The organism is Aureimonas ureilytica DSM 18598 = NBRC 106430, assembly GCF_000382705.1.
Taxonomy (GTDB): Bacteria; Pseudomonadota; Alphaproteobacteria; order Rhizobiales; family Rhizobiaceae; genus Aureimonas; species Aureimonas ureilytica.
This window is the reverse complement of sequence record NZ_ARQE01000013.1, coordinates 60,895-83,911: the sequence shown is the minus strand read 5'-3', so window position 1 is coordinate 83,911 and position 23,017 is coordinate 60,895. Positions and strand designations below refer to the sequence as shown.

The 23,017-nt window shown below is 65.7% G+C and carries 23 protein-coding genes; 14 read left to right on the top strand and 9 right to left on the bottom strand.

What is annotated here, in order from left to right:
• Positions 1-44 precede the first annotated feature (44 nt).
• From purC to B146_RS0121120, 9 genes are all read left to right on the top strand, one after another.
• Positions 45-809, top strand: coding sequence for a phosphoribosylaminoimidazolesuccinocarboxamide synthase (gene purC, locus B146_RS0121160; RefSeq protein WP_019998485.1), 765 nt, complete (start codon positions 45-47; stop codon positions 807-809).
• Between the two features lie 67 nt (positions 810-876).
• Entirely contained in the window at positions 877-1,119 is a 243-nt protein-coding gene (gene purS, locus B146_RS0121155; protein ID WP_019998484.1) for a phosphoribosylformylglycinamidine synthase subunit PurS, read from the top strand.
• Positions 1,120-1,131: 12 nt separating this feature from the next.
• Positions 1,132-1,815 (top strand): phosphoribosylformylglycinamidine synthase subunit PurQ, encoded by a 684-nt coding sequence (gene purQ, locus B146_RS0121150; RefSeq protein ID WP_019998483.1) that lies wholly within the window; start codon positions 1,132-1,134, stop codon positions 1,813-1,815.
• The gene (locus tag B146_RS29960) at positions 1,812-2,357 is read left to right on the top strand and encodes a hypothetical protein (RefSeq protein WP_019998482.1); all 546 of its coding nucleotides are present in this window, start codon (positions 1,812-1,814) and stop codon (positions 2,355-2,357) included. The genes purQ and B146_RS29960 overlap by 4 nt, the downstream gene beginning before the upstream one ends.
• Before the next feature lies 1 nt (position 2,358).
• The gene (locus B146_RS0121140) at positions 2,359-2,757 is read left to right on the top strand and encodes a hypothetical protein (RefSeq protein ID WP_019998481.1); all 399 of its coding nucleotides are present in this window, start codon (positions 2,359-2,361) and stop codon (positions 2,755-2,757) included.
• Positions 2,758-2,842: 85 nt separating this feature from the next.
• The gene (gene purL / locus B146_RS0121135) at positions 2,843-5,053 is read left to right on the top strand and encodes a phosphoribosylformylglycinamidine synthase subunit PurL (protein WP_026358829.1); all 2,211 of its coding nucleotides are present in this window, start codon (positions 2,843-2,845) and stop codon (positions 5,051-5,053) included.
• 91 nt (positions 5,054-5,144) lie between these two features.
• A complete protein-coding gene (locus B146_RS0121130; protein WP_019998479.1) occupies positions 5,145-5,378 on the top strand; it encodes a BolA/IbaG family iron-sulfur metabolism protein in 234 nt (77 codons plus the stop codon).
• 105 nt (positions 5,379-5,483) lie between these two features.
• Positions 5,484-5,828 carry a Grx4 family monothiol glutaredoxin gene (gene grxD / locus B146_RS0121125; RefSeq protein ID WP_019998478.1) on the top strand — a complete coding sequence of 115 codons (345 nt, stop codon included), beginning with the start codon at positions 5,484-5,486 and terminating at the stop codon, positions 5,826-5,828.
• 164 nt (positions 5,829-5,992) lie between these two features.
• The gene (locus B146_RS0121120) at positions 5,993-7,270 is read left to right on the top strand and encodes a multidrug effflux MFS transporter (protein ID WP_019998477.1); all 1,278 of its coding nucleotides are present in this window, start codon (positions 5,993-5,995) and stop codon (positions 7,268-7,270) included.
• Between the two features lie 35 nt (positions 7,271-7,305).
• Here the strand turns inward: B146_RS0121120 and B146_RS0121115 are convergent, their stop codons facing one another.
• From B146_RS0121115 to B146_RS28540, 4 genes are all read right to left on the bottom strand, one after another.
• Positions 7,306-8,136, bottom strand: coding sequence for an inositol monophosphatase family protein (locus B146_RS0121115; protein ID WP_019998476.1), 831 nt, complete (start codon positions 8,134-8,136; stop codon positions 7,306-7,308).
• On the bottom strand, positions 8,133-9,029 hold the full coding sequence (gene ttcA / locus B146_RS0121110; RefSeq protein WP_019998475.1) for a tRNA 2-thiocytidine(32) synthetase TtcA: 897 nt from the start codon (positions 9,027-9,029) through the stop codon (positions 8,133-8,135). Before ttcA ends, B146_RS0121115 begins: the two co-directional genes overlap by 4 nt.
• 104 nt (positions 9,030-9,133) lie before the next feature.
• Complete coding sequence (rpsD, locus tag B146_RS0121105) at positions 9,134-9,751, bottom strand: 30S ribosomal protein S4 (RefSeq protein ID WP_026358828.1); 618 nt, start codon at positions 9,749-9,751, stop codon at positions 9,134-9,136.
• A gap of 209 nt (positions 9,752-9,960) precedes the next feature.
• On the bottom strand, positions 9,961-10,119 hold the full coding sequence (locus tag B146_RS28540; protein ID WP_019998473.1) for a YqaE/Pmp3 family membrane protein: 159 nt from the start codon (positions 10,117-10,119) through the stop codon (positions 9,961-9,963).
• Between the two features lie 128 nt (positions 10,120-10,247).
• Between B146_RS28540 and B146_RS0121095 the strand changes: the two genes are divergently transcribed.
• The gene (locus B146_RS0121095) at positions 10,248-10,763 is read left to right on the top strand and encodes a hypothetical protein (RefSeq protein WP_019998472.1); all 516 of its coding nucleotides are present in this window, start codon (positions 10,248-10,250) and stop codon (positions 10,761-10,763) included.
• A 12-nt stretch (positions 10,764-10,775) separates the two neighbouring features.
• Here the strand turns inward: B146_RS0121095 and murI are convergent, their stop codons facing one another.
• Positions 10,776-11,558, bottom strand: a complete 783-nt coding sequence (gene murI / locus B146_RS0121090; RefSeq protein WP_019998471.1) for a glutamate racemase — start codon at positions 11,556-11,558, stop codon at positions 10,776-10,778.
• Positions 11,555-12,337, bottom strand: coding sequence for an RNA methyltransferase (locus B146_RS0121085; RefSeq protein WP_019998470.1), 783 nt, complete (start codon positions 12,335-12,337; stop codon positions 11,555-11,557). The genes murI and B146_RS0121085 overlap by 4 nt, the downstream gene beginning before the upstream one ends.
• 203 nt (positions 12,338-12,540) lie before the next feature.
• Between B146_RS0121085 and B146_RS0121080 the strand changes: the two genes are divergently transcribed.
• Both B146_RS0121080 and B146_RS0121075 read left to right on the top strand, forming a co-directional pair.
• Positions 12,541-13,758: an NADP-dependent isocitrate dehydrogenase gene (locus B146_RS0121080; protein WP_019998469.1), complete on the top strand. Its 1,218-nt coding sequence runs from the start codon at positions 12,541-12,543 to the stop codon at positions 13,756-13,758.
• 129 nt (positions 13,759-13,887) lie between these two features.
• Entirely contained in the window at positions 13,888-14,256 is a 369-nt protein-coding gene (locus B146_RS0121075; RefSeq protein ID WP_019998468.1) for a hypothetical protein, read from the top strand.
• Positions 14,257-14,325: 69 nt separating this feature from the next.
• Here the strand turns inward: B146_RS0121075 and alaS are convergent, their stop codons facing one another.
• Both alaS and recA read right to left on the bottom strand, forming a co-directional pair.
• Complete coding sequence (alaS, locus tag B146_RS0121070; RefSeq protein WP_019998467.1) at positions 14,326-16,974, bottom strand: alanine--tRNA ligase; 2,649 nt, start codon at positions 16,972-16,974, stop codon at positions 14,326-14,328.
• A gap of 162 nt (positions 16,975-17,136) precedes the next feature.
• On the bottom strand, positions 17,137-18,213 hold the full coding sequence (gene recA / locus B146_RS0121065; RefSeq protein WP_026358827.1) for a recombinase RecA: 1,077 nt from the start codon (positions 18,211-18,213) through the stop codon (positions 17,137-17,139).
• A gap of 152 nt (positions 18,214-18,365) precedes the next feature.
• On the opposite strand from recA, the gene B146_RS26905 reads away from it, so the two are divergent.
• Positions 18,366-19,307: a carbohydrate kinase family protein gene (locus tag B146_RS26905; RefSeq protein ID WP_019998465.1), complete on the top strand. Its 942-nt coding sequence runs from the start codon at positions 18,366-18,368 to the stop codon at positions 19,305-19,307.
• A gap of 9 nt (positions 19,308-19,316) precedes the next feature.
• A complete protein-coding gene (locus tag B146_RS0121055; protein ID WP_019998464.1) occupies positions 19,317-20,237 on the top strand; it encodes a pseudouridine-5'-phosphate glycosidase in 921 nt (306 codons plus the stop codon).
• A 76-nt stretch (positions 20,238-20,313) separates the two neighbouring features.
• On the opposite strand, the gene cckA is transcribed toward B146_RS0121055, so the two are convergent.
• A complete protein-coding gene (cckA, locus tag B146_RS0121050) occupies positions 20,314-22,833 on the bottom strand; it encodes a cell cycle histidine kinase CckA (RefSeq protein ID WP_019998463.1) in 2,520 nt (839 codons plus the stop codon).
• Positions 22,834-23,017 lie beyond the last annotated feature (184 nt).

Sequence of the window (23,017 nt, the reverse complement as noted above, 5' to 3'; positions counted from 1 at the left end):
AGTTCTCCAACGACTCGCCTCTTACTCACGATCGAGCAAAATCCATGACACGTCGCCGCCGTATCTACGAAGGCAAGGGGAAGATCCTTTACGAAGGCCCCGAGCCCGGCACCCTCGTCCAGTTCTTCAAGGACGACGCGACCGCCTTCAACAAGAAGAAGCACGAGGTCGTGGACGGCAAGGGCGTCCTCAACAATCGTATTTCGGAATACGTCTTCACGCACCTGAACCGGATCGGCATCCCGACGCATTTCATTCGTCGGTTGAACATGCGCGAGCAGCTGATCAAGGAAGTGGAGATCATTCCGCTCGAGGTCGTGGTGCGCAACGTGGCGGCCGGATCGCTCGCCAAGCGCCTCGGCATCGAGGAAGGCACGGTTCTTCCCCGCTCGATCATCGAGTTCTACTATAAGGCCGATCAGCTCGACGACCCGATGGTGTCGGAAGAGCACATCACGGCCTTCGGCTGGGCGAGCCCGCAGGAAATCGACGACATCATGGCGCTCGCCATCCGCGTCAACGACTTCCTTTCCGGCCTCTTCCTCGGCGTCGGCATTCAGCTCGTCGACTTCAAGATCGAGACGGGTCGCCTGTTCGAGGGCGACATGATGCGGATCGTCGTCGCCGACGAGATCTCGCCGGACTCCTGCCGCCTCTGGGACACGCAGACCCAGGACAAGCTGGACAAGGACCGCTTCCGTCGCGACATGGGCGGCCTGGTCGAGGCCTATCAGGAAGTCGCCCGCCGGCTCGGCATCATGAACGAAAACGAGCCGCCCCGCCCTTCCGGGCCGGTGTTGGTCAAGTGACGCCCCTGTCGGCGTCGCAACCGGCGCCGGCTCTTCGACTGGTTCATTCGCAAGGCAGGCTTATTCCGTGATCAAGGCTCGCATCGTCGTCACTCTCAAGAACGGCGTTCTGGACCCTCAGGGCAAGGCGATCGAAGGCGCGCTCGGCACGCTCGGTTTCGGCGGTGTCGGCGCCGTTCGTCAGGGCAAGGTCTTCGATGTCGAGATCGACGGGGTCGATACAGGCAAGGCCGAGGCGGACCTGAAGGCGATGTGCGAACAGCTCCTCGCCAACACGGTCATCGAGAACTACGCCATTCAGATCGCCTGAGGTCGGGTCGCCATGAAATCCGCCGTCGTCCTTCTTCCGGGTCTGAACCGCGACCGCGACATGATCGCGGCGCTGACCAAGATTTCCGGCACCGCGCCCGTCACCGTCTGGCAGACCGACACCGAGATTCCCGATGTCGATCTGATCGTCGTGCCGGGCGGCTTCTCCTTCGGTGATTATCTGCGGTGCGGCGCCATCGCCGCGCGCTCGCCGGTGATGCGCGCCGTGGCCGAAAAGGCCAAGCGCGGCGTCGCGGTGCTCGGCGTCTGCAACGGGTTCCAGATCCTCTGCGAGGCCGGTCTCCTGCCCGGCGCGCTGATGCGCAACACGAGCCTCAAGTTCGTGTGCCGCGAGGTGAAGCTGGAAGTCGCCAACGCCTCCACGCGCTTCACTTCGGCCTACGCGCAGGGTCAGGTCATCCGCTGCCCTGTCGCGCATCATGACGGCAACTATTTCGCCGATGCGCAGACGCTCGCCCGCATCGAGGGCGAGGGTCAGGTCGCGTTCCGCTATGCCGAAGGCACCAACCCGAACGGCGCGATCAACGATATTGCCGGCATCGTCAGCGCCGAGGGCAATGTCCTTGGTCTCATGCCGCATCCCGAAAACCTGATCGAGCCCGAACACGGCGGTTCGGACGGGCGCGGGATCTTCGAGAGCGCTCTCGGCCTCGCCCCGCGCGGACTGGCCGCGTGAGCGCAAAGCCCTTCGTTCGACTGCTTCTCATCGCCGGCTTGCTGCCGGCGATGCTGGTTCTATCGCCCGTCGCCTTCGCGCTGGTCGCGCTCCTGATCGGCACGGCGGCCCTGTTCGTCGGATTGATCGGCTCCACCGTCGGCGCCATGGCGGCGGCGACCGGACTGCTTCTGACCTTCCTGGCGAGCTGCGCCTCCCCCACTGTCGCGCCTCCGACACCTCAGCCGCCCGCGAAGGTCGACACCGGCCTCGACCGGATGGAGCGCTTGGCGCTGACCGCCAACCGCTGCTGGTTCAAGACGCGCGATCCCGCCTTCGCCAGCTATTCCATCGCGCCCGAACTCTCGTCCTTTTCCGGCCGTCCGCGCTTCCTTCTCGTGCCTCGTAGCCGGATGGAAGCGCGCCCGCTTCTCGTGGTCGAGGGGCGCGCGGGTTCGGCCGAGGTCGAGACCTACGGCCCGCTTCTGCAGACCCCGCTGCGCGCCCGCGTCGAAGGCGACATGGCGCGCTGGAAAGCCGGCTCGGGTGAATGCTCCGCCTGACATGCCCACCCGACGCTTCGCCCGCTCCGCTTCCCTCCTCGCTCTCTCGCTTCTGGCCGGATGCCAATCCGTCGCCGCGCCCATCGCGCCGGCGCGTGCGGAAGAGTTCGGCGCGTTGAACGCCGCGGAAAGCCGCTATGCGCGCGACACGGGCCGCGCCGTCTATCGCGGTCGGCCGTTCCAGCGGACGCGCGGCTTCGTGTTCGCCGATGCGGATCGTGGTTTCGGCCTCTGCCTGCGCGCGCCCCTGCGCGATGGGCGGCAGGACCACACGCTGCTCGTTCTTCAGCGCCGCATCCAAGGCGCCGTCAGCCAGGTCGAGGACGATGCGCAGATCGTGCGCGCGACCGCCGGCGTCACGATTTGCCGCGATCGATCGGACTGGATCGACGTCCGGTGAAAAGCTTTTCCATCCCGCTTGTGATCCGTCTTCGCCAATGCGACAGACGGCCAAGCGCGTTTCTCTCCTCTCGCCCGGAGGCTCCATGACCGACATCGCCATCACGCCGGATCTCGTCGCCAGCCATGGGCTGAAGCCCGACGAATATCAGCGGATTCTCGACCTGATCGGCCGTGAGCCGACGATCACCGAGCTCGGCATCTTCTCGGCCATGTGGAACGAGCACTGCTCGTACAAGTCCTCCAAGCGCTGGCTGCGCACGCTGCCGACCAAGGGTCCGCGCGTCATCCAGGGTCCTGGCGAAAACGCCGGCGTCGTGGATATCGGCGATGGCGACTGCGTGGTCTTCAAGATGGAGAGCCACAACCACCCCTCCTATATCGAGCCCTATCAGGGCGCGGCGACAGGCGTCGGCGGCATCCTGCGCGACGTCTTCACCATGGGCGCGCGGCCGATCGCGGCCATGAACGCCCTGCGCTTCGGTGCGCCGGATCACCCGAAGACCCGCCATCTCGTGGCCGGCGTCGTCGCGGGCGTCGGCGGATATGGCAATTCCTTCGGCGTGCCGACCGTCGGCGGCGAGGTGAACTTCCACCCGCGCTACAACGGCAACTGCCTCGTGAACGCCTTTGCGGCGGGCCTTGCCAAGACCGACGCGATCTTCCTGTCGGAAGCCAAGGGCGTCGGCCAGCCGGTCGTCTATCTCGGCGCCAAGACGGGCCGCGACGGTGTCGGCGGCGCGACTATGGCCTCGGCCGAGTTCGACGACAAGATCGAGGAAAAGCGCCCGACTGTGCAGGTCGGCGACCCGTTCACCGAGAAGTGCCTCCTGGAAGCCTGCCTCGAGCTCATGCAGACGGGCGCGGTCATCGCGATCCAGGACATGGGCGCCGCCGGCCTTACCTGCTCCGCCGTCGAGATGGGTGCCAAGGGCGACCTCGGCATCGAGCTCGACCTCAACAAGGTGCCGGTGCGCGAAGAGCGCATGACGCCTTACGAGATGATGCTGTCGGAAAGCCAGGAGCGCATGCTCATGGTTCTGGAGCCCTCCAAGCAGGAAGTCGCCGAGGCGATCTTCCGCAAATGGGGCCTCGACTTCGCCGTGGTCGGCAAGACCACGGACGACCTGCGCTTCCGCATCCTGTTCGACGGTCGCGAAGTCGCCAATCTGCCGATCAAGGATCTCGGCGATCAGGCGCCGGAATATGACCGTCCCTGGACCGAGCCCAAGCCCGCGCGCGTCGTCCATCTCGCCGACGTGCCGGAGCCGCGCGACTACGGTCAGGCGCTTCTGAAGGTGATCGGCTCGCCCGACATCGCCTCGCGCCGCTGGGTCTTCGAGCAGTACGACACGCTGATTCAGGGCAATTCGCTCCAGCGCCCCGGTGGCGACGCCGGCGTCGTGCGCGTCGAGGGCCATCCGACCAAGGCGCTCGCCTTCTCGTCCGACGTGACGCCGCGCTATTGCGAGGCCGATCCCTGGCAGGGCGGCGCGCAGGCCGTGGCCGAATGCTGGCGCAACCTGACGGCGGTGGGTGCCGAGCCGCTGGCGGCCACCGACAATCTGAACTTCGGCAATCCCGAGAAGCCCGAGATCATGGGCCAGTTCGTGAAGGCGGTCGAGGGCATCGGCGCCGCTTGCCGCGCGCTCGATTTCCCGATCGTCTCGGGCAATGTCTCACTCTACAACGAAACGCAGGGCCGCGCGATCCTGCCGACGCCCACGATCGGCGGCGTCGGTCTGATCGAGGATCGCCAGCACACCGCCACGATCGGCGGGATGCGGGACGGAGACGTTCTCTTCCTCGTCGGCCATGACGGGCAGCATTTGGGCAGCTCGATCTATCTGCGCGAGATCGAAGGCCGCGAGGACGGCGCCCCGCCTCCGGTCAACCTCGACGCCGAGAAGCGCCACGGCGCCTTCGTTCGCGCTCTGATCCGCTCCGGCCGTGTCACCGCCTGCCACGATCTCTCCGACGGCGGTCTCGGCGTCGCCCTGGCCGAGATGTGCATGGCGTCCGGCAAGGGCGCGAAGGTCGCTGTCGGCGGCGGCGCCCTGCACGGGCCGCTCTTCGGCGAGGATCAGGCGCGCTATGTGGTGGCTATCTCTGCCGGCGACGCGGCTGGGTTGGAGGCGGAGGCCGCCGGCATCCCGCTTCGCGAGCTCGGCACGGTCGGCGGTTCGCGCCTCGAGATCAACGGCGCGCTGTCGATCGAGGTCGAGCAGCTGACGATCGCCCATGAAAGCTGGTTCCCGAATTTCATGGCGGGCACGGTGGACGCCAGCGCGGCCTGAGCCGCGTTGCGGGCTTCGCCCGGAGGCCCTATCTTCGGAGACGGAACGGGAGCGATCCGTCTCTATCGCGCCCAGGCAGGAGAGTGACCCTATGCCGATGAACGCCCGCGACATCGAAACCATGATCAAGCAAGGGATTCCGGACGCCGTCGTGACGATCCGCGATCTCGCGGGCGACGGCGATCACTATGCGGCCGAAGTCGTGGCGGAGAGTTTCCGGGGCAAGTCGCGCGTTCAGCAGCACCAGATGGTCTATCAGGCCTTGCAGGGAAACATGGGCGGGGTTCTCCACGCCCTCGCCCTTCAAACCAGCGCGCCGAAATAATATCTGCAGTATCGACGCGTCCGACAGCGGCCACCCGACCGGTCGCGGACCCCTTCAGTTCAGAGCCTCGCTCATGCGAGCGCCAACATCGAAACGGACCCGACCATGAGCGGCATCATCGACTGGATCGACAACGAGGTGAAGACGAACGACGTGGTCGTCTTCATGAAGGGCACGCCCGACTTTCCGCAGTGCGGCTTCTCGGGTCAGGTCGTGCAGATTCTGAACTATATCGGCGTCGACTATAAGGGCGTGAACGTCCTTTCCTCCGACGACCTGCGCAGCGGCATCAAGGAATACGGCTCCTGGCCGACCATTCCTCAGGTCTATGTGAAGGGCGAGTTCGTCGGCGGCTGCGATATCCTGCGCGAGATGTTCCAGGCCGGCGAATTGCAGGACTACTTCGCCGAGCGCGGCATCGAGGCCAAGGGCGCGGCGGCGGCGCAGTAAGCGCCGCTTCCTCCGGCAAAAATCCGCAAGGCCCGCTTCGAACCGAAGCGGGCCTTTTTCGTTTCGGGTGATCGGAGCCTTTTGCAAGCCCGTTAGCAATCAGTCTCCCTTGCATTTACGGGCGAAGGCTGTAGACGAAGGCGACACCAGGAAAGATCGAAGACATGTCCGACGCGTCGCAGTCCCCGCGCGGGATTCCCTATTGGGAGCTCGTCACGCTCATTGCCTGCATCATGGCGCTGAACGCCGCCGCCATCGACATCTTCATTCCGGCGCTAACGGGCATCGCCAACTCGCTCGAACTCGCCAATCCCAACCAGGCGCAGTTCGTCATCTCGTCCTATGTGATGGGTTTTGGCATCGCGCAGATCGCCTATGGCACGCTGTCCGATCGTTTCGGGCGTCGGCCGGTGCTTCTGGCGGGTCTCGGCATCTATGTGGCCGCCTCGATCGCCGCGATCTTCTCGCCGACCTTCGGCGTCCTTCTGGCGCTGCGCGCGGTTCAGGGGATCGGCGCGGCGGCGACGCGCGTGATCGCCGTGTCCGTCGTGCGCGATTGCTTCGGCGGCGCGCGCATGGCGAGCGTCATGTCGCTCGTCATGATGATCTTCATGGCGATTCCGGTGCTCGCGCCCAATATCGGCCAGCTCGTTCTTCTGTTCGGCGACTGGCACGAGATCTTCATCTTCATTGCCCTGTTCGGCGCCTTCGTCGGCGTCTGGACCTATTTCCGGATGCCGGAAACGCTGCACCCGAACGATCGCCTGCCGCTGACGGCCACGCGCGTCGCCGGCGCGTTCCGCCTCGTCGTCACCAACCGCCGCGCCTTCGCCTACACGCTTTCGACGGCGCTGACCTTCGGCGTCCTCTTCGCCTTCATCAATCAGGCCGAGCAGATCTACGGCACGGTCTATGCGCTCGGACCCGCCTTCACGCTCTACTTCTCCGCCGGCGCGATCTTCATGGCGGTGGCATCCTTCACCAATTCGCGGCTGGTCGAGCGCTTCGGGATGCGGCGCCTGTCGCATGGGGCGCTCTGCCTGTTCCTCGCCTTCAACATCCTGCATCTCGGCGTGGCGCTACTGTCGGGCGGCGTGCCGCCCTTCCCGTTCTTCTTCGTCGCGATCATCGCGACGCTCTGCCTGTTCGGCTTCATCGGCACGAACTTCAACGCGCTCGCCATGGAGCCGCTCGGCCATGTCGCCGGCACGGCCTCGTCGGTGCTGGGCTTCATGCAGACCTTCGGCGGCGGCATTCTCGGCGCGGCGATCGGCTATCTCTACGACGGCACGCTGATCCCACTTCTCACGGGCTATGTCGTGCTCTCGATAGGCGCGCTCGCCTGCACCTACGTGGCGGAAAACGGCAAGCTCTTCGCCAGGGATCAGGCGCCCGATTACGAAGACCCGATCGTCACGCATTCCACAGCCGCGGCCGAATGAAAAACGCCGGCCTTGAGAGGCCGGCGTTCTGCTTTTCAGAGCGAGGGAATCGCGTCGCCGATCAGACGGCGCAGCGCCTGCCAGCTTTCGGCGTCCGGCGCGGTCAGAAGGCCGCCTTCGACATCGCTGGGTCGGTAGATGCCGCCATCCCATTTGCGGACATAGCCGCCCGCCTCTTCCATTAGGAGCGAGCCGGCGAGGTGATCCCACGGCATGAGCTTCACATAGAACTGGAAATGCAGCGCGCCTGACGCCGCCAGCCGATATTCGTGGGCGGCGGTCCGGTAGTTCGCGAGGATGCGCGTTTCCGCCAGCCGTGTGAGCAAAGCACGACGTTCGGCTTTGGGAAGCATGGACGAGGACGCGACGCCGATCATCTCCTCGATGGGCGCAGGAGCGGCCGCGCGCAGGCGCACGCGCTCGCCGTCGGTGCGCACCAGATGCGCGCCCGCGCCCTTCTCGGCGATCATCCAGTCGTCGCCGAGCGGGTCGTAGATCAGGCCGGCCACGGTCTCGCCCTTCGAGACGACAGCCGCCATGACGCCGAACATCGGCGCGCCGGCGGCGAAATTCGCCGTGCCATCGATCGGGTCGACGATGATGGCGAGGTCCGCATCCTTGATCCGCCCGAGAAGGGCGGGGTCGGCCGCGACGCCCTCTTCGCCGACGAACAGCGCGTTCGGCATCAGTTCGGCGCAGCCGCGCTTGATGAAGCGCTCGGCGGCCTCGTCGGCCTCGGTCACGAGGTCGACCGCCGAGGTCTTTTCACGGATGTCGTCACTGCCGAGGCGGCGGAAGCGCGGCAGGATTTCCGTCTTGGCGGCGTCGCGAAGAAGCGTGGCGAGCTGGTCGATCGGCAGGGTCACGGCGTTGGGTCCGTTTCTGTCAGGGGGCGGGGTTGGAGCCCGGCGAAGTCGAACAGCGCGGGGTCCAGGAGATGGCTCGGCTTCACGGTCGAGAGCGAGCGGGCGATCGTGTCCTTGCGACCGGGGAAGCGGCGTTCGAGATCGCCGAGAAAGGCTTTCAACGCGCTGCGCTGCAACCCTTCCTGGCTGCCGCAGAGGTCGCAGGGGATAATGGGAAACTGCATGGCTTCGGCGAAGCGCGCGATATCGTCCTCGCCGGAGCGGATCAGCGGGCGAAGGACCGTGAGGTCCCCCTCGTCGTTCAGGAGCTTGCCCGGCATGGCCGAAAGCTTGCCGCCATGGAGCATGTTGAGAAAGAAGGTCTCGATGCTGTCGTCGAGATGATGCCCGAGCACCAGCGCTTCGCAGCCCTCCTCGCGCGCGATCCGGTAGAGATTGCCGCGCCGCAGGCGCGAACAGAGCGCGCAGGTCGTCGCCCCCTCCGGCACCTTCTCCTTCACCACCGAATAGGTGTCGCGATACTCGATCCGATGCGGAACGCCATAGCGCGTCAGGAAATCGGGAAGGATGTGCTTGGGAAAGCCCGGCTGCCCCTGGTCGAGATTGCAGGCGAGGAGATCGACCGGCAGCAGCCCGCGCCATTTGAGATCGAGGAGCAGGGCGAGGAGCGTGTAGGAATCCTTGCCGCCCGAGAGACCGACGAGCCAACGCGCGCCGGGGCGCACCATGGCGTAGGTCTGCATCGTCTCGCGCACCTGCCGCAAGAGGCGCTTGCGCAGCTTCTTGAAGCCGACCGAGCCGGGCGCGTCGCGAAACAGCGGGTGAGCGCCCTCGCCGGCTTCCGTCTCGGGATCGCCTTCCGGCGCTCCGCTCTGCCTGTCATCGTCCAGCATGGCACGTCCGCTCCTTGGGCCAAGGCTCTATCAACCGATGGGCCAAAACAAAAGGCCGCCCGAGGGCGGCCTTCCGAAAAGGTCTGTCCGGATGGAAGGACCGATTAGCGCGAGTAGAACTCGACGACGAGGTTCGGCTCCATGACGACCGCGTACGGGACGTCGTGCAGGCCGGGAACGCGCTGGAAGGTCGCGACCATCTTGCTGTGATCGACTTCGATGTAGTCCGGCACGTCGCGCTCGGCGAGCTGCGTGGCTTCGATGAGCACGGTCAGCTGCTTCGACTTCTGACGAACCTCGATCACGTCGCCCTGCTTGCAGCGGTACGAACCGATATTGGTGCGCACGCCGTTCACGGAGACATGGCCGTGGTTGACGAACTGACGAGCGGCGAAGATCGTCGGAACGAACTTGGCGCGATAGACGATCGCGTCGAGACGCGACTCGAGCAGGCCGATCAGGTTCTCCGAGGTGTCGCCACGACGACGGGCGGCCTCTTCGTAGATCTTGCGGAACTGCTTCTCGGACAGATCGCCGTAATAGCCCTTGAGCTTCTGCTTGGCGCGCAGCTGCGTGCCGAAGTCGGACATCTTGCCCTTGCGGCGCTGGCCATGCTGGCCCGGGCCGTACTGGCGGCGATTCACCGGGGACTTCGGACGGCCCCAGATGTTTTCGCCCATGCGGCGATCGATTTTGTACTTAGACGCTTCGCGCTTAGACATCGCATTTCCCAAAAGCGAGACCGGCGGACCATTCCGACCGGCCGAGGAAACGCGCCCTCCTTTGCTCGCCCCGCGGCGAGCCGACAGAGATGCCACGCAATTCGCGAGCATCCCACGGGACACGTAAAGAAACGGCGGACCTTTCGATCCGCCGATGGGTGCCGCTTAATCGATCCGTCACAATCCGTCAAGATCGCGAGTCGAAAGGCCTACTTCCGGGCGATGACCCAGACGGCATGAACGATGCCGGGAATGTAGCCGAGAAGGGTCAGGATGATGTTGATCCAGAAATGCTTGCCGAGACCGACCTCCAGAAACACGCCGAGCGGCGGGAGGAGGATGGCGAAGATGATCTTGATCAGGTCCATGGGAAACTCGTTCACGCCTCGATGATCACCGAACGATCGACGCGCCCGCTCGTTCCCCCTTCGCCCTCTCGCGCTCGCCGCTCCTCCAGGCGGAGCGGTCCATTCGCTAGAACCAAGGACGAGATCCCATGTCGAACCCAGGCCTCATCGGCGCCCTCGCGGTCGCCTTCGTCAGCGCCCTGCCCACTGTGGCATCGGCGGACGCCAGCTATTTCAATCGCTTCTCCGGCGCCTTCTCGGGAAGCGGAACGGTGCAGCGCGAACAGGACACCTCGGCCCGGCGCGTCAGCTGCTCGATGAACGGCGCGACGCCCTCCGCCAATCGCCTGCGCATGAGCGGCGCCTGCCGTGCGGCGATCATCGTGCGCCGCGAGATCGGAGCCGACATCCGCTTCGACCCGGCCACCAAGCGCTTCAGCGGCTCCTACACCGGGTCGAGCCGTGGCCCGGCGCAATTGCGCAACGGGCGCCTGCGCGGCGACACGCTGACCCTCGACCTCGTCTATCCGACGCCGGTCCATGGAGACCGCAACGCGGTGATGACGATCCGCAATGCCGGCAATGGGCGTTTCACGCTGACCGTGACGGATCGCGTGGACGGACAGTCGCGCACGACCTCCAACGTCACGCTTTCCCGCAGCTAGGACCCTTGCGCTTCAGGCGCGCAGGCCGAAGCCGCGAATGAGCGAACGGGTCGCCGCATCCGGCTCGCCCGCCGTGAAGATCGCCCGGTCCGGCCCATCGGGCGCGGGCGCGTCGGTTGGGGGCAAAAGCGTCAGGGCGCGGCGCGCGATGGCTTCGGCCGGATCGAGCCAGTCCACCGGCCAAGGGGCTGTCTTGCGCATCCGGTTGGCGAGGAAAGGATAATGCGTGCAGGCGAGCACGACGATATCCGTGCGCCGCCCGTCCCGCTCGATGAAACAAGGCGCGGTTTCGGCCTGCACCGCATCCTCGTCCACGAACCCGTTGCGCAGATAGTCCTCCGCGAGCGCCGCGAGCCGGACGCTGCCGACCAGATTCACCTCGCATCGGGAGGCCCATTGCGTGATGAGGTCGCGCGTGTATTGCCGCTTCACCGTGCCGGGCGTCGCCAGAACGCTGACGAGCCCCGAGCGCGTGCGCTCCGCCGCCGGCTTGATGGCCGGCACCGTGCCGACGAAGCTCATGTCCGGATAGGCCGACCGGAGATCGCCGAGCACCAGGGTCGAGGCCGTGTTGCAGGGGATCATGCAGATCGAGGGCCGATGCGCGGCGATCAGCGCGCCGAACAGCGTGACGATCCGGGCGCGCAGCGCCTCCTCTTCCCAGTCGCCATAGGGAAAGGCGGCGTTGTCCGCGATATAGAGAAAGCGGCGCTCGGGCATCAGCACGCGCGCTTCGCGCAGGACGGTGAGGCCGCCGAGCCCGGAATCGAAAAGCAGAACCGGCCCTTCGCTCACTCGCCCTCTCCCGACGGTTTCTTCGGCCCGCGATCCAGCGACCGGATGACGCCGTGCAGCGTGCTGAGTTCCGGGGCGCTGAAGCCGGCGCGGGTCAGCATGTTGCGCAGATTGTGAACGAAGACTTCGCGCTTTTCCGGCGGAAAGAAATAGCCGGTCGCATCGAGCGAGCCTTCCAGATGGGCGAAGAAGCGATACAGCACGTCCTTCTCGGCCGGGACGACTTCCGGCGCCGAGAAGCGCGGGGCGGCGCCTTCGCCAAGGCCGGACTTCATCCACTCGTAGCTCATGAGCAGAACCGCCTGCGCGATGTTCAGCGAGGCGAAGGCCGGATTGACCGGGAAGGTCACGATCTCGTCAGCCAGATCGACCTCTTCGTTCGACAGCCCGAAGCGCTCGCGCCCGAAGAGAATGCCGGCCCGCTGGCCCGCGCCGATCCGCGTGCGCAACTCGGCCCCCGCGCTGTCCGGCCCGCGAACCGTCTTGACGGAATCGCGCGGGCGCGCCGTGGTCGCCAGGAGATAGGTGAGATCGGCGGCGGCCGCCTCCACCGTGTCGAAGAGCTTCACCGCGTCGATCACATGGTCGGCGCGGGAGGCGCTGGCGCGCGCCCTCTCGTTCGGCCAGCCGTCGCGCGGGTTCACCAGCCGCAGGTCCGCGAGGCCGAAATTCGCCATGGCCCGGGCGACCATGCCGATATTCTCGCCAAGCTGAGGCTCCACCAGAATGATGGCGGGGCCGTCGGTCAGGTTCTCGTCGGTGCGGTTCGTGCCGGCCAAGGCGCGCCCTTTCTCAATCTTCAGCGTTTCCTGAGCCTTTAGCGCGGCTCATAGGCGCCGCAAACCCTTTCAACGAATGGGCTTGCGGCTTTGCGTGCGGGATCGCGGATGATATAGCCCGCCCATCACGCCGGGGGCATTCCGCCCTCCGTCCAACAACGCTCCGGCCGCCCTGGCCGGGGGCCTCTTGGGGAAAGCAGCATATGGCGAAGATCAAGGTCCAAAATCCGGTCGTGGAGCTGGACGGCGACGAGATGACCCGGATCATCTGGCAGGCGATCAAAGACAAGCTGATCCATCCCTACCTGGACATCGATCTCGAATATTACGACCTTTCGGTCGAGAATCGCGACGCCACCAACGATCAGGTGACGATCGATTCCGCCAACGCCATCAAGAAGCACGGCGTCGGCGTGAAGTGCGCCACGATCACCCCCGACGAGCAGCGCGTCGAGGAGTTCAAGCTCAAGAAGATGTGGAAGTCGCCCAACGGCACGATCCGCAACATCCTCGGCGGCGTGATCTTCCGCGAGCCGATCATCATGAAGAACGTGCCGCGCCTCGTGCCGGGCTGGACGCAGCCGATCATCGTCGGCCGCCATGCCTTCGGCGACCAGTACCGCGCGACCGACTTCAAGTTCCCCGGCAAGGGCACGCTCTCGATCAAGTTCGTCGGCGAAGACGGCGAGACGATCGAACACGAGGTCTATCAGGCGCCCTCCGCCGGCGTCGCGATGGCGATGTACAATCTCGACGACTCGATCCGCGAGTTCGCCCGCGCCTCGTTCAACTACGGCCTGCTGCGCGGCTATCCGGTCTACCTGTCGACCAAGAACACGATCCTGAAGGCCTATGACGGCCGCTTCAAGGACATCTTCCAGGAGGTGTTCGACGCCGAGTTCAAGGCCGAGTTCGACAGCCGCAAGCTCACCTACGAGCACCGCCTGATCGACGACATGGTCGCCTCGGCGCTCAAGTGGTCGGGCGGCTATGTCTGGGCCTGCAAGAACTACGACGGCGACGTGCAGTCCGACATCGTGGCGCAGGGCTTCGGCTCGCTCGGCCTCATGACCTCGGTCCTGATGACGCCGGACGGCAAGACGGTCGAGGCGGAAGCCGCGCACGGCACCGTGACGCGCCACTACCGCCAGCACCAGAAGGGCCAGGAGACCTCGACCAACTCCATCGCCTCGATCTTCGCGTGGACGCGCGGCCTCGCGCACCGCGCCAAGCTCGACGACAATGCCGAGCTGAAGCGCTTCGCCGACACGCTGGAGAAGGTCTGCATCGACACGGTCGAAGCCGGTCACATGACCAAGGACCTCGCCCTCCTGATCGGACCGGACCAGCCGTGGCTCTCCACGACCGGCTTCCTCGACAAGATCGACGAGAACCTCAAGAAGGCCATGGCCTCGGCCTAAGCTCCTCTCACACTTGTGAAAACAGAACCCGGCCCTGCGGCCGGGTTTTTCGTATGCGATGTTGGGAATGGGGGAACCGGGCGGTTAAGCCTTCGTTAGGGAGGCATCAATTCATATGGAGAGTTTTGAATGCACCGCACGCTTCTTGCTGCCGCCACCGCCGTTCTTCTGACGGGCGCTGCCGCCAACGCCCAGACCGCCTCGCTTGTCGAGGTGAACGACAACGTGATGCTCATGCCTTGGAACATGTCGGCCGATGCCGTCGAGGACGCCAAGGTGCTGCAGAAGGGCGACGGCATCGAACTAGGCGAAGTCGAGGAAGTGCTCGGGACCGACGCCAACACGCCGACCGCCCTCGCCGTCGAGTTCAAGGGCACGACGACGGGCTTCACCGGTACGAAGATCATCCCGATCGATCGTTTTGCGCCCGACGGCAGCCGCTTGACGCTTTCCACGTCTGCCGCCGAAGTCGCGTCCTTCCCCGAATACAGCAACTGACGAAAAAAGGGGCGCCGCAAGGCGCCCCTTTTTTTACGACCGGCGCGACGCGCCTTCGATCGTAAGGGATCAGGCCGCGAGCTTCGACTCGATGGCCGCGATCGCCTCGTCCGCCTTGTCCGCATCCGGGCCGCCGGCCTGCGCCATGTCGGCGCGACCGCCGCCGCCCTTGCCGCCGATCGCTTCCGAGGCCGCACGAACGAGATCCACGGCGCTGAAGCGGGCCGTCAGATCGTCGGTCACGCCCACGACGACGCTCGCCTTGCCATCGGCCACGCCGATAAAGGCGACAACGCCGGAACCGAGGCCCGACTTCACTTCGTCCACCAGACCCTTCAGGTCCTTCGGCGCGACGCCTTCGAGGACGCGGCCGACAAAGGACACGCCGCCGATCTCCTTCGGCGCGCTCGGCGAGGCGTTGCCGTCACCCGCCAGGGCGAGCTTCTTCTTGGCTTCGGTCAGCTCGCGCTCCAAGCGGCGGCGATCTTCGGCCAGCGCCTCGACGCGCTCGGCGACATCCGCCGGGGCGACCTTCAGCGACGCGGCGATGCGCTTCACGCGTGCGTCCTGCTCCAGAAGATAGTCGCGCGCCGCCGTTCCCGTCAGCGCCTCGACGCGTCGCACGCCGGCGCCGACCGCGCCTTCCGACAAGACGTGGACGAGACCGATATCGCCCGTCGCGCGGGCGTGGGTGCCACCGCACAGCTCGATCGAATAGGCGGCCTTCTCGCCCTTCGCCTCGCCCATCGAGACGACGCGGACTTCGTCACCATATTTTTCGCCGAACAGCGCCATGGCGCCGAGCGCGATCGCATCGTCCACCGCCATGAGGCGAGTTTCGATCGGCGTGTTCTGGAGGATAACCGCGTTTGCGAGTTCCTCGACGCGCGCGAGTTCGGCGGCGTCCATCGGCTTGGGATGCGAGAAGTCGAAGCGCAGGCGATCGGCCGAAACCTGCGAGCCCTTCTGCGCGACATGCGTGCCGAGAATTTCGCGCAGCCCTTCATGCAGGAGATGGGTCGCCGAATGGTTGGCGCGGATCTTCGTCCGGCGCTCGTGATCCACCACGAGTTCGAGCGGCGTGCCGACCTTCAGCGTGCCTTCCACCACCTTGCCGCGATGGATGAAGAGACCGTTGGCGACCTTCTGCGTGTCCTCCACCTCGAAGCGCACGCCCTCGCCCTTCATGATGCCGGTGTCGCCCACCTGCCCCCCCGACTCCGCGTAGAACGGCGTCTGGTTGAGTACGACGGCGGCCGTCTCGCCCGCCGCGACGTCGCGCACTTCGGCGCCGTCGCGAACGATCGAGCGGACTTCGCCCTCGGCCGTTTCCGTGTCGTAGCCGAGGAACTCGGTCGCGCCTTCGCGCTCGCGGATCGAGAACCAGACGGTTTCCGCCGCGGCCTCGCCGGAGCCGACCCAGCTCGCGCGCGCCTCGGCCTTCTGGCGCTCCATGGCAGCCTGGAAAGACGAGAGATCGACGCCGACGCCACGCGCGCGGAGCGCATCCTGCGTCAGATCGAGCGGGAAGCCGTAGGTGTCGTAGAGCTTGAAGGCGACTTCGCCATCAAGGCTGTCGCCCTCGCCGAGGCCCTGCGAGGCGTCGTTGAGAAGGATGAGGCCGCGATCGAGGGTCGTCAGGAAGCGCTTTTCCTCGAGCTTCAGCGTTTCCGAGATCAGCGCCTCGGCGCGGACCAGCTCGGGATAGGCGCGGCCCATTTCCGAAACGAGCGTCGGCAGGAGCTTGAACAGAACCGGCTCGCGCGCGCCGAGCAGCTTGGCGTGGCGCATGGCGCGACGCATGATGCGGCGCAGGACGTAGCCGCGCCCTTCATTCGACGGCAGAACGCCGTCGGCGATGAGGAAGGCGGTGGCGCGCAGATGGTCGGCGATGACGCGGTGGCTGGCGAGCGCGTCGCCTTCGGCGCGCGATCCAATCGCTTCCTCGACGGCCGCGATCAGGCGGCGGAAAAGATCGGTCTCGTAGTTCGAGGTCACGCCCTGCAGGATCGCGGCCATGCGCTCGAGACCCATGCCGGTGTCGATCGAGGGACGCGGCAGGTTCAGGCGCTCGCTGGCCGAGACCTGCTCGAACTGCATGAAGACGAGGTTCCAGAATTCGAGGAAGCGATCGCCATCCTCCTCGGCCGAGCCCGGAGGGCCGCCCCAGACGCTCTCACCCTGATCGTAGAAGATTTCTGAGCACGGGCCGCAGGGGCCGGTCTCGCCCATGGTCCAGAAATTGTCGGATGTGGGAATGCGGATGATGCGCTCGTCCGAGAACCCGGCGATCGACTTCCAGAGGCGGGCGGCTTCGTCGTCCTCGGAATAGACGGTGACGAGCAGCCGGTTCTTGTCGAGGCCGAATTCCTTCGTGACGAGATTCCAGGCGAGGCTGATCGCCTCTTCCTTGAAATAGTCGCCGAAGGAGAAATTGCCGAGCATTTCGAAGAACGTGTGATGCCGGGCCGTGTAACCGACATTGTCGAGATCGTTGTGCTTGCCGCCGGCGCGCACGACCTTCTGGGCCGTCGTCGCGCGCGTGTAGTCCCGCTTCTCCAGCCCGGTGAAGACGTTCTTGAACTGCACCATGCCGGCGTTCGTGAACATCAGGGTCGGATCGTTGCGGGGCACGAGCGGCGACGAGGCGACCGGCTCATGTCCGTTCTTCGCGAAATATTGAAGAAAGGTCGACCGGATCTCGTTCACGCCGCTCATGGAAAAACCTTCGATTCAAGAAAAACGCGGCCGGGGCATGGGAACCGCTCCGCGCAAGCCTTTTAGCGGCGAGGAAAAAACCTGTCTATGCCGCTGGAGCCCCGAAGAGAGAGCAAGCTCGGATACGAAAACGCCCGCCGGAGGGGCGGGCGTTTGTAGGTCTTACATATCGTCACCGTCGCCGTCCTCGGACGGCCCGGAGTCCAGAAGCTTTTCGGCGATGAGGCCGGCGTTCTGGCGGATGGCGGTTTCCACTTCCGCCAGGAGCGCCGGGTTGTCCCGCAGCGTCTGCTTGGCGTTCTCGCGGCCCTGCCCTAGGCGCTGCGAATTGTAGGAGAACCAGGCGCCCGACTTCTCCACGATGCCCGACTTCACGCCGAGATCCACGAGCTCGCCGACCTTGGACACGCCTTCGCCATACATAATGTCGAACTCGACCTGCTTGAACGGCGGGGCCAGCTTGTTCTTCACCACCTTCACGCGGGTCTGGTTGCCCGTCACCTCCTCGCGCTCCTTGATGGAGCCGATGCGGCGGATATCCAGGCGCACCGAGGCGTAGAACTTCAGGGCGTTGCCGCCCGTCGTCGTCTCGGGCGAGCCGAACATGACGCCGATCTTCATGCGGATCTGGTTGATGAAGATGACCATGCACTTGGAGCGCGAGATCGAGCCGGTGAGCTTGCGCAGCGCCTGGCTCATCAGGCGAGCCTGCATGCCCGGCAGCGAATCGCCCATCTCGCCTTCGATTTCGGCGCGGGGCGTGAGCGCGGCGACCGAGTCGACCACGAGCACGTCGATCGCGCCGGAGCGAACCAGCGTGTCCACGATCTCCAGCGCCTGCTCGCCCGTGTCGGGCTGCGAGATCAGGAGATTGTCGAGATCGACGCCGAGCTTGCGGGCATAGACAGGGTCGAGCGCATGTTCGGCGTCCACGAAGGCGCAGACGCCGCCGCTCTTCTGGGCTTCCGCGACCGTGTGAAGCGCGAGGGTCGTCTTACCCGACGATTCCGGGCCGTAGATCTCGACGATGCGGCCCTTGGGCAGACCGCCGATGCCGAGCGCGATGTCGAGGCCGAGCGAGCCGGTCGAGACCGTCTCGATGTCCAGCTTCTCGGTCTGGCCGAGTCGCATGATGGAGCCCTTGCCGAAGGCCCGTTCGATCTGCGAAAGCGCTGCGTCGAGCGCCTTGTTCTTGTCCACCGAAGTATCCTCAACGAGACGGAGTGAGTTCTGGGCCATGAAAGCGAAACCTTATTCCATGCGACGGGACGGGGTGCAATCCGCTTGAATGTGATCTCCATGTACCCTTTTTGTTCTCATTTTTCAAGAGAAGTTCGCGTTTTGTTTCGAGTTGCCATAACGGTTTTCTCAACTCTCCCGAGCGCCCGCTGATGGGAGAAACGGGTCCGAACATCGTCTTGTGCGGCGGTGCGCATCTCGACCGCGTCGCCCGCTCCAGCGGCGTGTTCAGAGAGGGCGCCTCCAATCCGGGCGTCAGCCACGAGACGATCGGCGGCGCCTCCTTCAACGCGGCCCGCGCCTTCTCCCGGCTCGGAGCGCGGCCCTGCCTCGTCAGCGCGCGGGGCGGCGATGGGGTCGGGCAGCTCGTGGAGGCGGCGCTCTCGTTCGAGGGCGTCGAGGACGGCTCGCTCACCTGGCTCGATCGCCGTTCGGCAAGCTACACGGCCATTCTGGACGAGACCGGCGAATTGCGGGCGGCGATCGCCGACATGGAGATCTACGACCTTCTGTCGCCGCGCGTCTTTCGCCGCGCGCATCTGCGACAGATGCTCGACCGCGCCGACGCCGTGATACTCGACGCCAACCTGCCCGCCCCGACGCTGGAAGCGCTGGCAGCGCGCGCCGGCGAGACGCCGATCTTCGCCATCGCCGTATCGCCCGCCAAGGTCGTGCGCTTTCGAGCCTGTCTGCCGGCCCTGTCGGCCCTGTTCCTATCCCGAGCGGAAGCCGCTTCGCTTCTGGGTGATGCCGACGACGCCTCGCCGGCCGAACTCGCGCGCCGGCTCGCCCATCTCGGCCTCGCGCGCGCCGTCGTGACCGACGGGCCGCGCCCTGCCGCGATCCTTGATCGCGGGACCGTTCATCTCCAAGCGCCGCCGCTCGTCGAAGCGGTTCGCGACGTCACCGGCGCGGGCGATACGCTGGCGGCCGTCGCCACGCTCGAACATCTCGCGAACCGCGACTTTGTCTCTTGCGTGCGCGCCGGCATGGCGGCGGCCTCGCTTCACATCGCGAGCGAACTCCCCGTCGGCGCCCTCGATCGCTGCCGCTCGCTCGCCTCCGCCCTTCCTCCCGCCACACCTCTTCGTTAAGGCATCCGCATGAACGACATGATCCAACTCTCTCCCGCCGTCAGCGAAGCGCTTCGCTTCGGGCGCGCGGTGGTCGCGCTCGAATCGACCATCATCACCCATGGCATGCCCTGGCCGCGCAATCTGGAGATGGCGCGCGAGGTCGAGGCCCTGATCCGCGAGCAAGGCGCCGAGCCGGCGACGATCGCGGTGATCGACGGCGCGCTGCATGTGGGCCTGACCGACGCCCAGCTCGAAGCCCTCGCGCAGACCAGGGACGCGCTGAAGCTCTCGCGCGCCGACCTCGCTTACGCCGTCGCCGCCAAGCGCACGGGCTCCACCACGGTCGCGGCGACCATGATCGCCGCCAAGCTGGCGGGCGTCGAAGTCTTCGCGACGGGCGGCATCGGTGGCGTTCACAAGGGCGCAGAGACGAGCTTCGACATTTCCGCCGATCTGGACGAGCTGTCGCAAACCGCCGTGATCGTCGTTTCGGCCGGTGCCAAAGCGATCCTCGATCTGAAGAAGACGTTCGAAGTGCTGGAAACCAAGGGCGTTCCGGTCGTCGGCTATGGCGTAGACGAGCTGCCGGCCTTCTGGTCGCGCCGCTCGGGGATCAAGGCGCCGATCCGCATGGACACGCCGGACGCAATCGCGGATTTCCAGCGCGTGCGCGAGCGGCTGGAGATCACGGGCGGAATGCTGATCGCCAATCCGCTGACGGAAGAGCTGGAAATCGACGGCGCGACCATCGGCGGCTGGATCGACGCGGCGCTGGCCGATGCCGATGCTCAAGGCATCGAGGGCAAGGCGACGACGCCCTTCCTCCTCCAGCGCATCTTCGAACTCAGCGACGGTCGCTCGCTCGCCACCAATATCGATCTCGTGCGCTCCAATGCGCGCCTCGCGGCCGAGATCGCCGTGGCGCTCGCCAAGCGCCCCAAAGCCTGATCGTCAAAAACACCGACGGGGCCGAATGCGGCCCCGTCGGTGGTCCCCTCTTAAGATCTGCGCCGAGCGCGATCCGTTATTCTTCGAGAGCGTCCTTCACCGCCACCGCGAGATCGCGCAGCGAGAAGGGCTTCGGCAGGAACCCGAACTTCTCGCCGTCCGGCAAATTCTTGGCAAAGGCATCCTCGGCATAGCCCGAGACGAAGATGAACTTGAGGTCCGGGCGCACCTTGCGCATTTCGCGCAGAAGCGTCGGCCCGTCCATTTCCGGCATGACGACGTCGGACACGACGAGGTCGACCTTGCCGTCGAGCTCTTCCATCACGTCCAGCGCTTCGACGCCGGACGAGGCTTCGTGGACTTCGTATCCGCGCATCTTCAACGCACGCACATTGCCGGCGCGAACATTGTCCTCGTCCTCGACCAGCAGGATCGAGGCCGTGCCGGACAGGTCCATCTTCGCGTTCGCAGCCTGCGTGCCGCCCTGCTCGATGCGCGGCGCCGTGACCTCGGCCGGGATGTGACGCGGCAGGAAGATGCGGAAGACCGTGCCTTCGCCGAGCTTCGATTCCACGAAGATGAAGCCGCCCGACTGCTTGACGATGCCATAGACCATGGAGAGACCGAGGCCCGTGCCCTTGCCGATCTCCTTGGTGGTGAAGAAGGGCTCGAAGATGCGCTCCGCGACGTCGGCGGGCATGCCCGAGCCGGTGTCGGCGACTTCCATCAAGACGTATTCGCCCTCGATCAGCTCGGGATAGCCGAAGGAGGCCGCCTCGGTGGCGGAGACGTTGCGGGTGGAGATCGTCACCGTGCCATTAGTCGACATGGCGTCGCGCGCGTTCTGCACGAGATTGGTGACGACCTGCTCGAATTGCCCGATATCGGCCATGACAGGCCAGAGATCGCGCGCGTGATGGCGCTCCAGCTTCACGAGATCGCCCGAGATGCGCTTCAGCAGGAGATGCATGTCGGCAATCACGTCCGTCAGATTGAGCATCTTTGGACGCATGGTCTGACGGCGCGAATAGGCAAGGAGCTGGCGCACCAGCGAGGCCGCGCGATTGGCGCTCTGCTTGATGAGCAGAAGGTCCTGGAAGGACGGATCGCCCGAGCGATGGTTCAGGAGAAGGAAGTCGACCGACGCCGTGATGATGGTCAGGACGTTGTTGAAGTCGTGCGCGATGCCACCGGCGAGATTGCCGATTGCCTGCATCTTCTGGCTCTTGGCGAACTGATCTTCCAGCGTGCGCTGCTGGGTGATGTCGACGCCGTAGACGATGGCGACCTCGCCCGTGCCGTCCTGCATGTCCGCATTGGCGCTGATATAAAGGCGCGTCGAGCGCACGGGCTCGGTCGGAAGCTCGGCATCGACGGAGGGGATGTCGGCCTGACCGCGCGAGGCCGCGAGCAGCGCCTGACGGATCGCTTCGCGGTTTTCCTCGCGCACGCAATCGGTGATCGTCTGCGTGCCGACCGCGACGCTTTCCCCGAACAGGCGGCCGAATGCGCCATTGGCCCGCGCGACACGGCCATTGGCGTCGAGCGCGGCGATCGCCATCGGCGAGGAGTTGAAGAAGCGCGTAAAACGAACTTCGGCGGCGCGCAGCGCCTGCTCCTGCTCGCCGGCGCCGACGCGGTTGAGAACGAGGGTGCGCGTGACGCCCTTCAGCTTCTCGCCGGCGGGAACGGCGTTGCGCAGGAGGCGCACCGGCAGGCGCTGGCCCGTGGCCGTCACCAGATCGAGATCCACCGAGGTGACGTCGTTCTCGTCGCTCGCCCGGCTCGATCGGCGCAGCAGCGCGGCGTCTTCCTCGCGCAGATAGTCGAAGATCGAATGCGTGTAGGGCTTGAACGAGGCGAGATCGATGCGCAGCCAGTCGGCGAGCGTGGCGTTGATATAACCGAGGCGCCCGCTTTCGTCGGCGGCGAAGAAGCCGGCGGGCGCGTGGTCGAGATAGTCGATCGCATGTTGCAGGTCGCGGAAGAAGCTTTCCTGGTCTTCCCGCTCCCGCGTGATATCGGCGATCTGCCAGGCGTGGAGAATGCCGTTGTCGGTCTGCAGCGGGCGAACCGAGGCGCGATACCAGCGCGGCGCGGGGTCGGCCGTGCGGCTACCGAGTTCGCGGGTCAGACGAAACTCTTCCTGCCCCCCGAGATTTTCGCGCGCCAGATTGGCGAGGCGATAGATCGCCTCGGAGGCTTCCGGCTCGCGCGACAGAAGACGCTCCAGCGTGCGGACCTCGCTGGCGGCCTGGGCGCCGGTGCGCAACCCATAGGCGCGGTTGGCGTAGACCACGCGCCCCTTGCGATCGGTCACGAGCGTGCCGGTCGGCAGATCGTCGAGAAAGGCTTTCGCGATCCCCTGATCCACACGGCGGAAGCCGAACTGAAGGAGGCCGAGCGCCAGACCGAACACGGCGGCGATGCCGACCATGGCCAGGAGGCCGAAGATCCCGAGAAGGGCGATCGCGCCATAGACATGGCCGAACAGCGCCAGCGTCGCCGCGAAGACGAAGAGGAATCCGGCCAGAAACAGGATACGCCGCACGCCGGACGAATCGGGATGGCGGTCGATCAGCGGCTTTTCGGTCATACCAGGGGCTACCGGTGCGGTCTGTTCCACAGGGGATGCTCCATGCATCAGCATCGGCCCTTCCGATAACGGGCTGGAAAGGTTACGACCGAACGGCGCGAAGCGCACGAGAATCTGACGAAATTGCGCCCGTCATTGCCGTTCGCCATTGTCACACGGCAGTATGGGCCGAAGCTGACCTGGC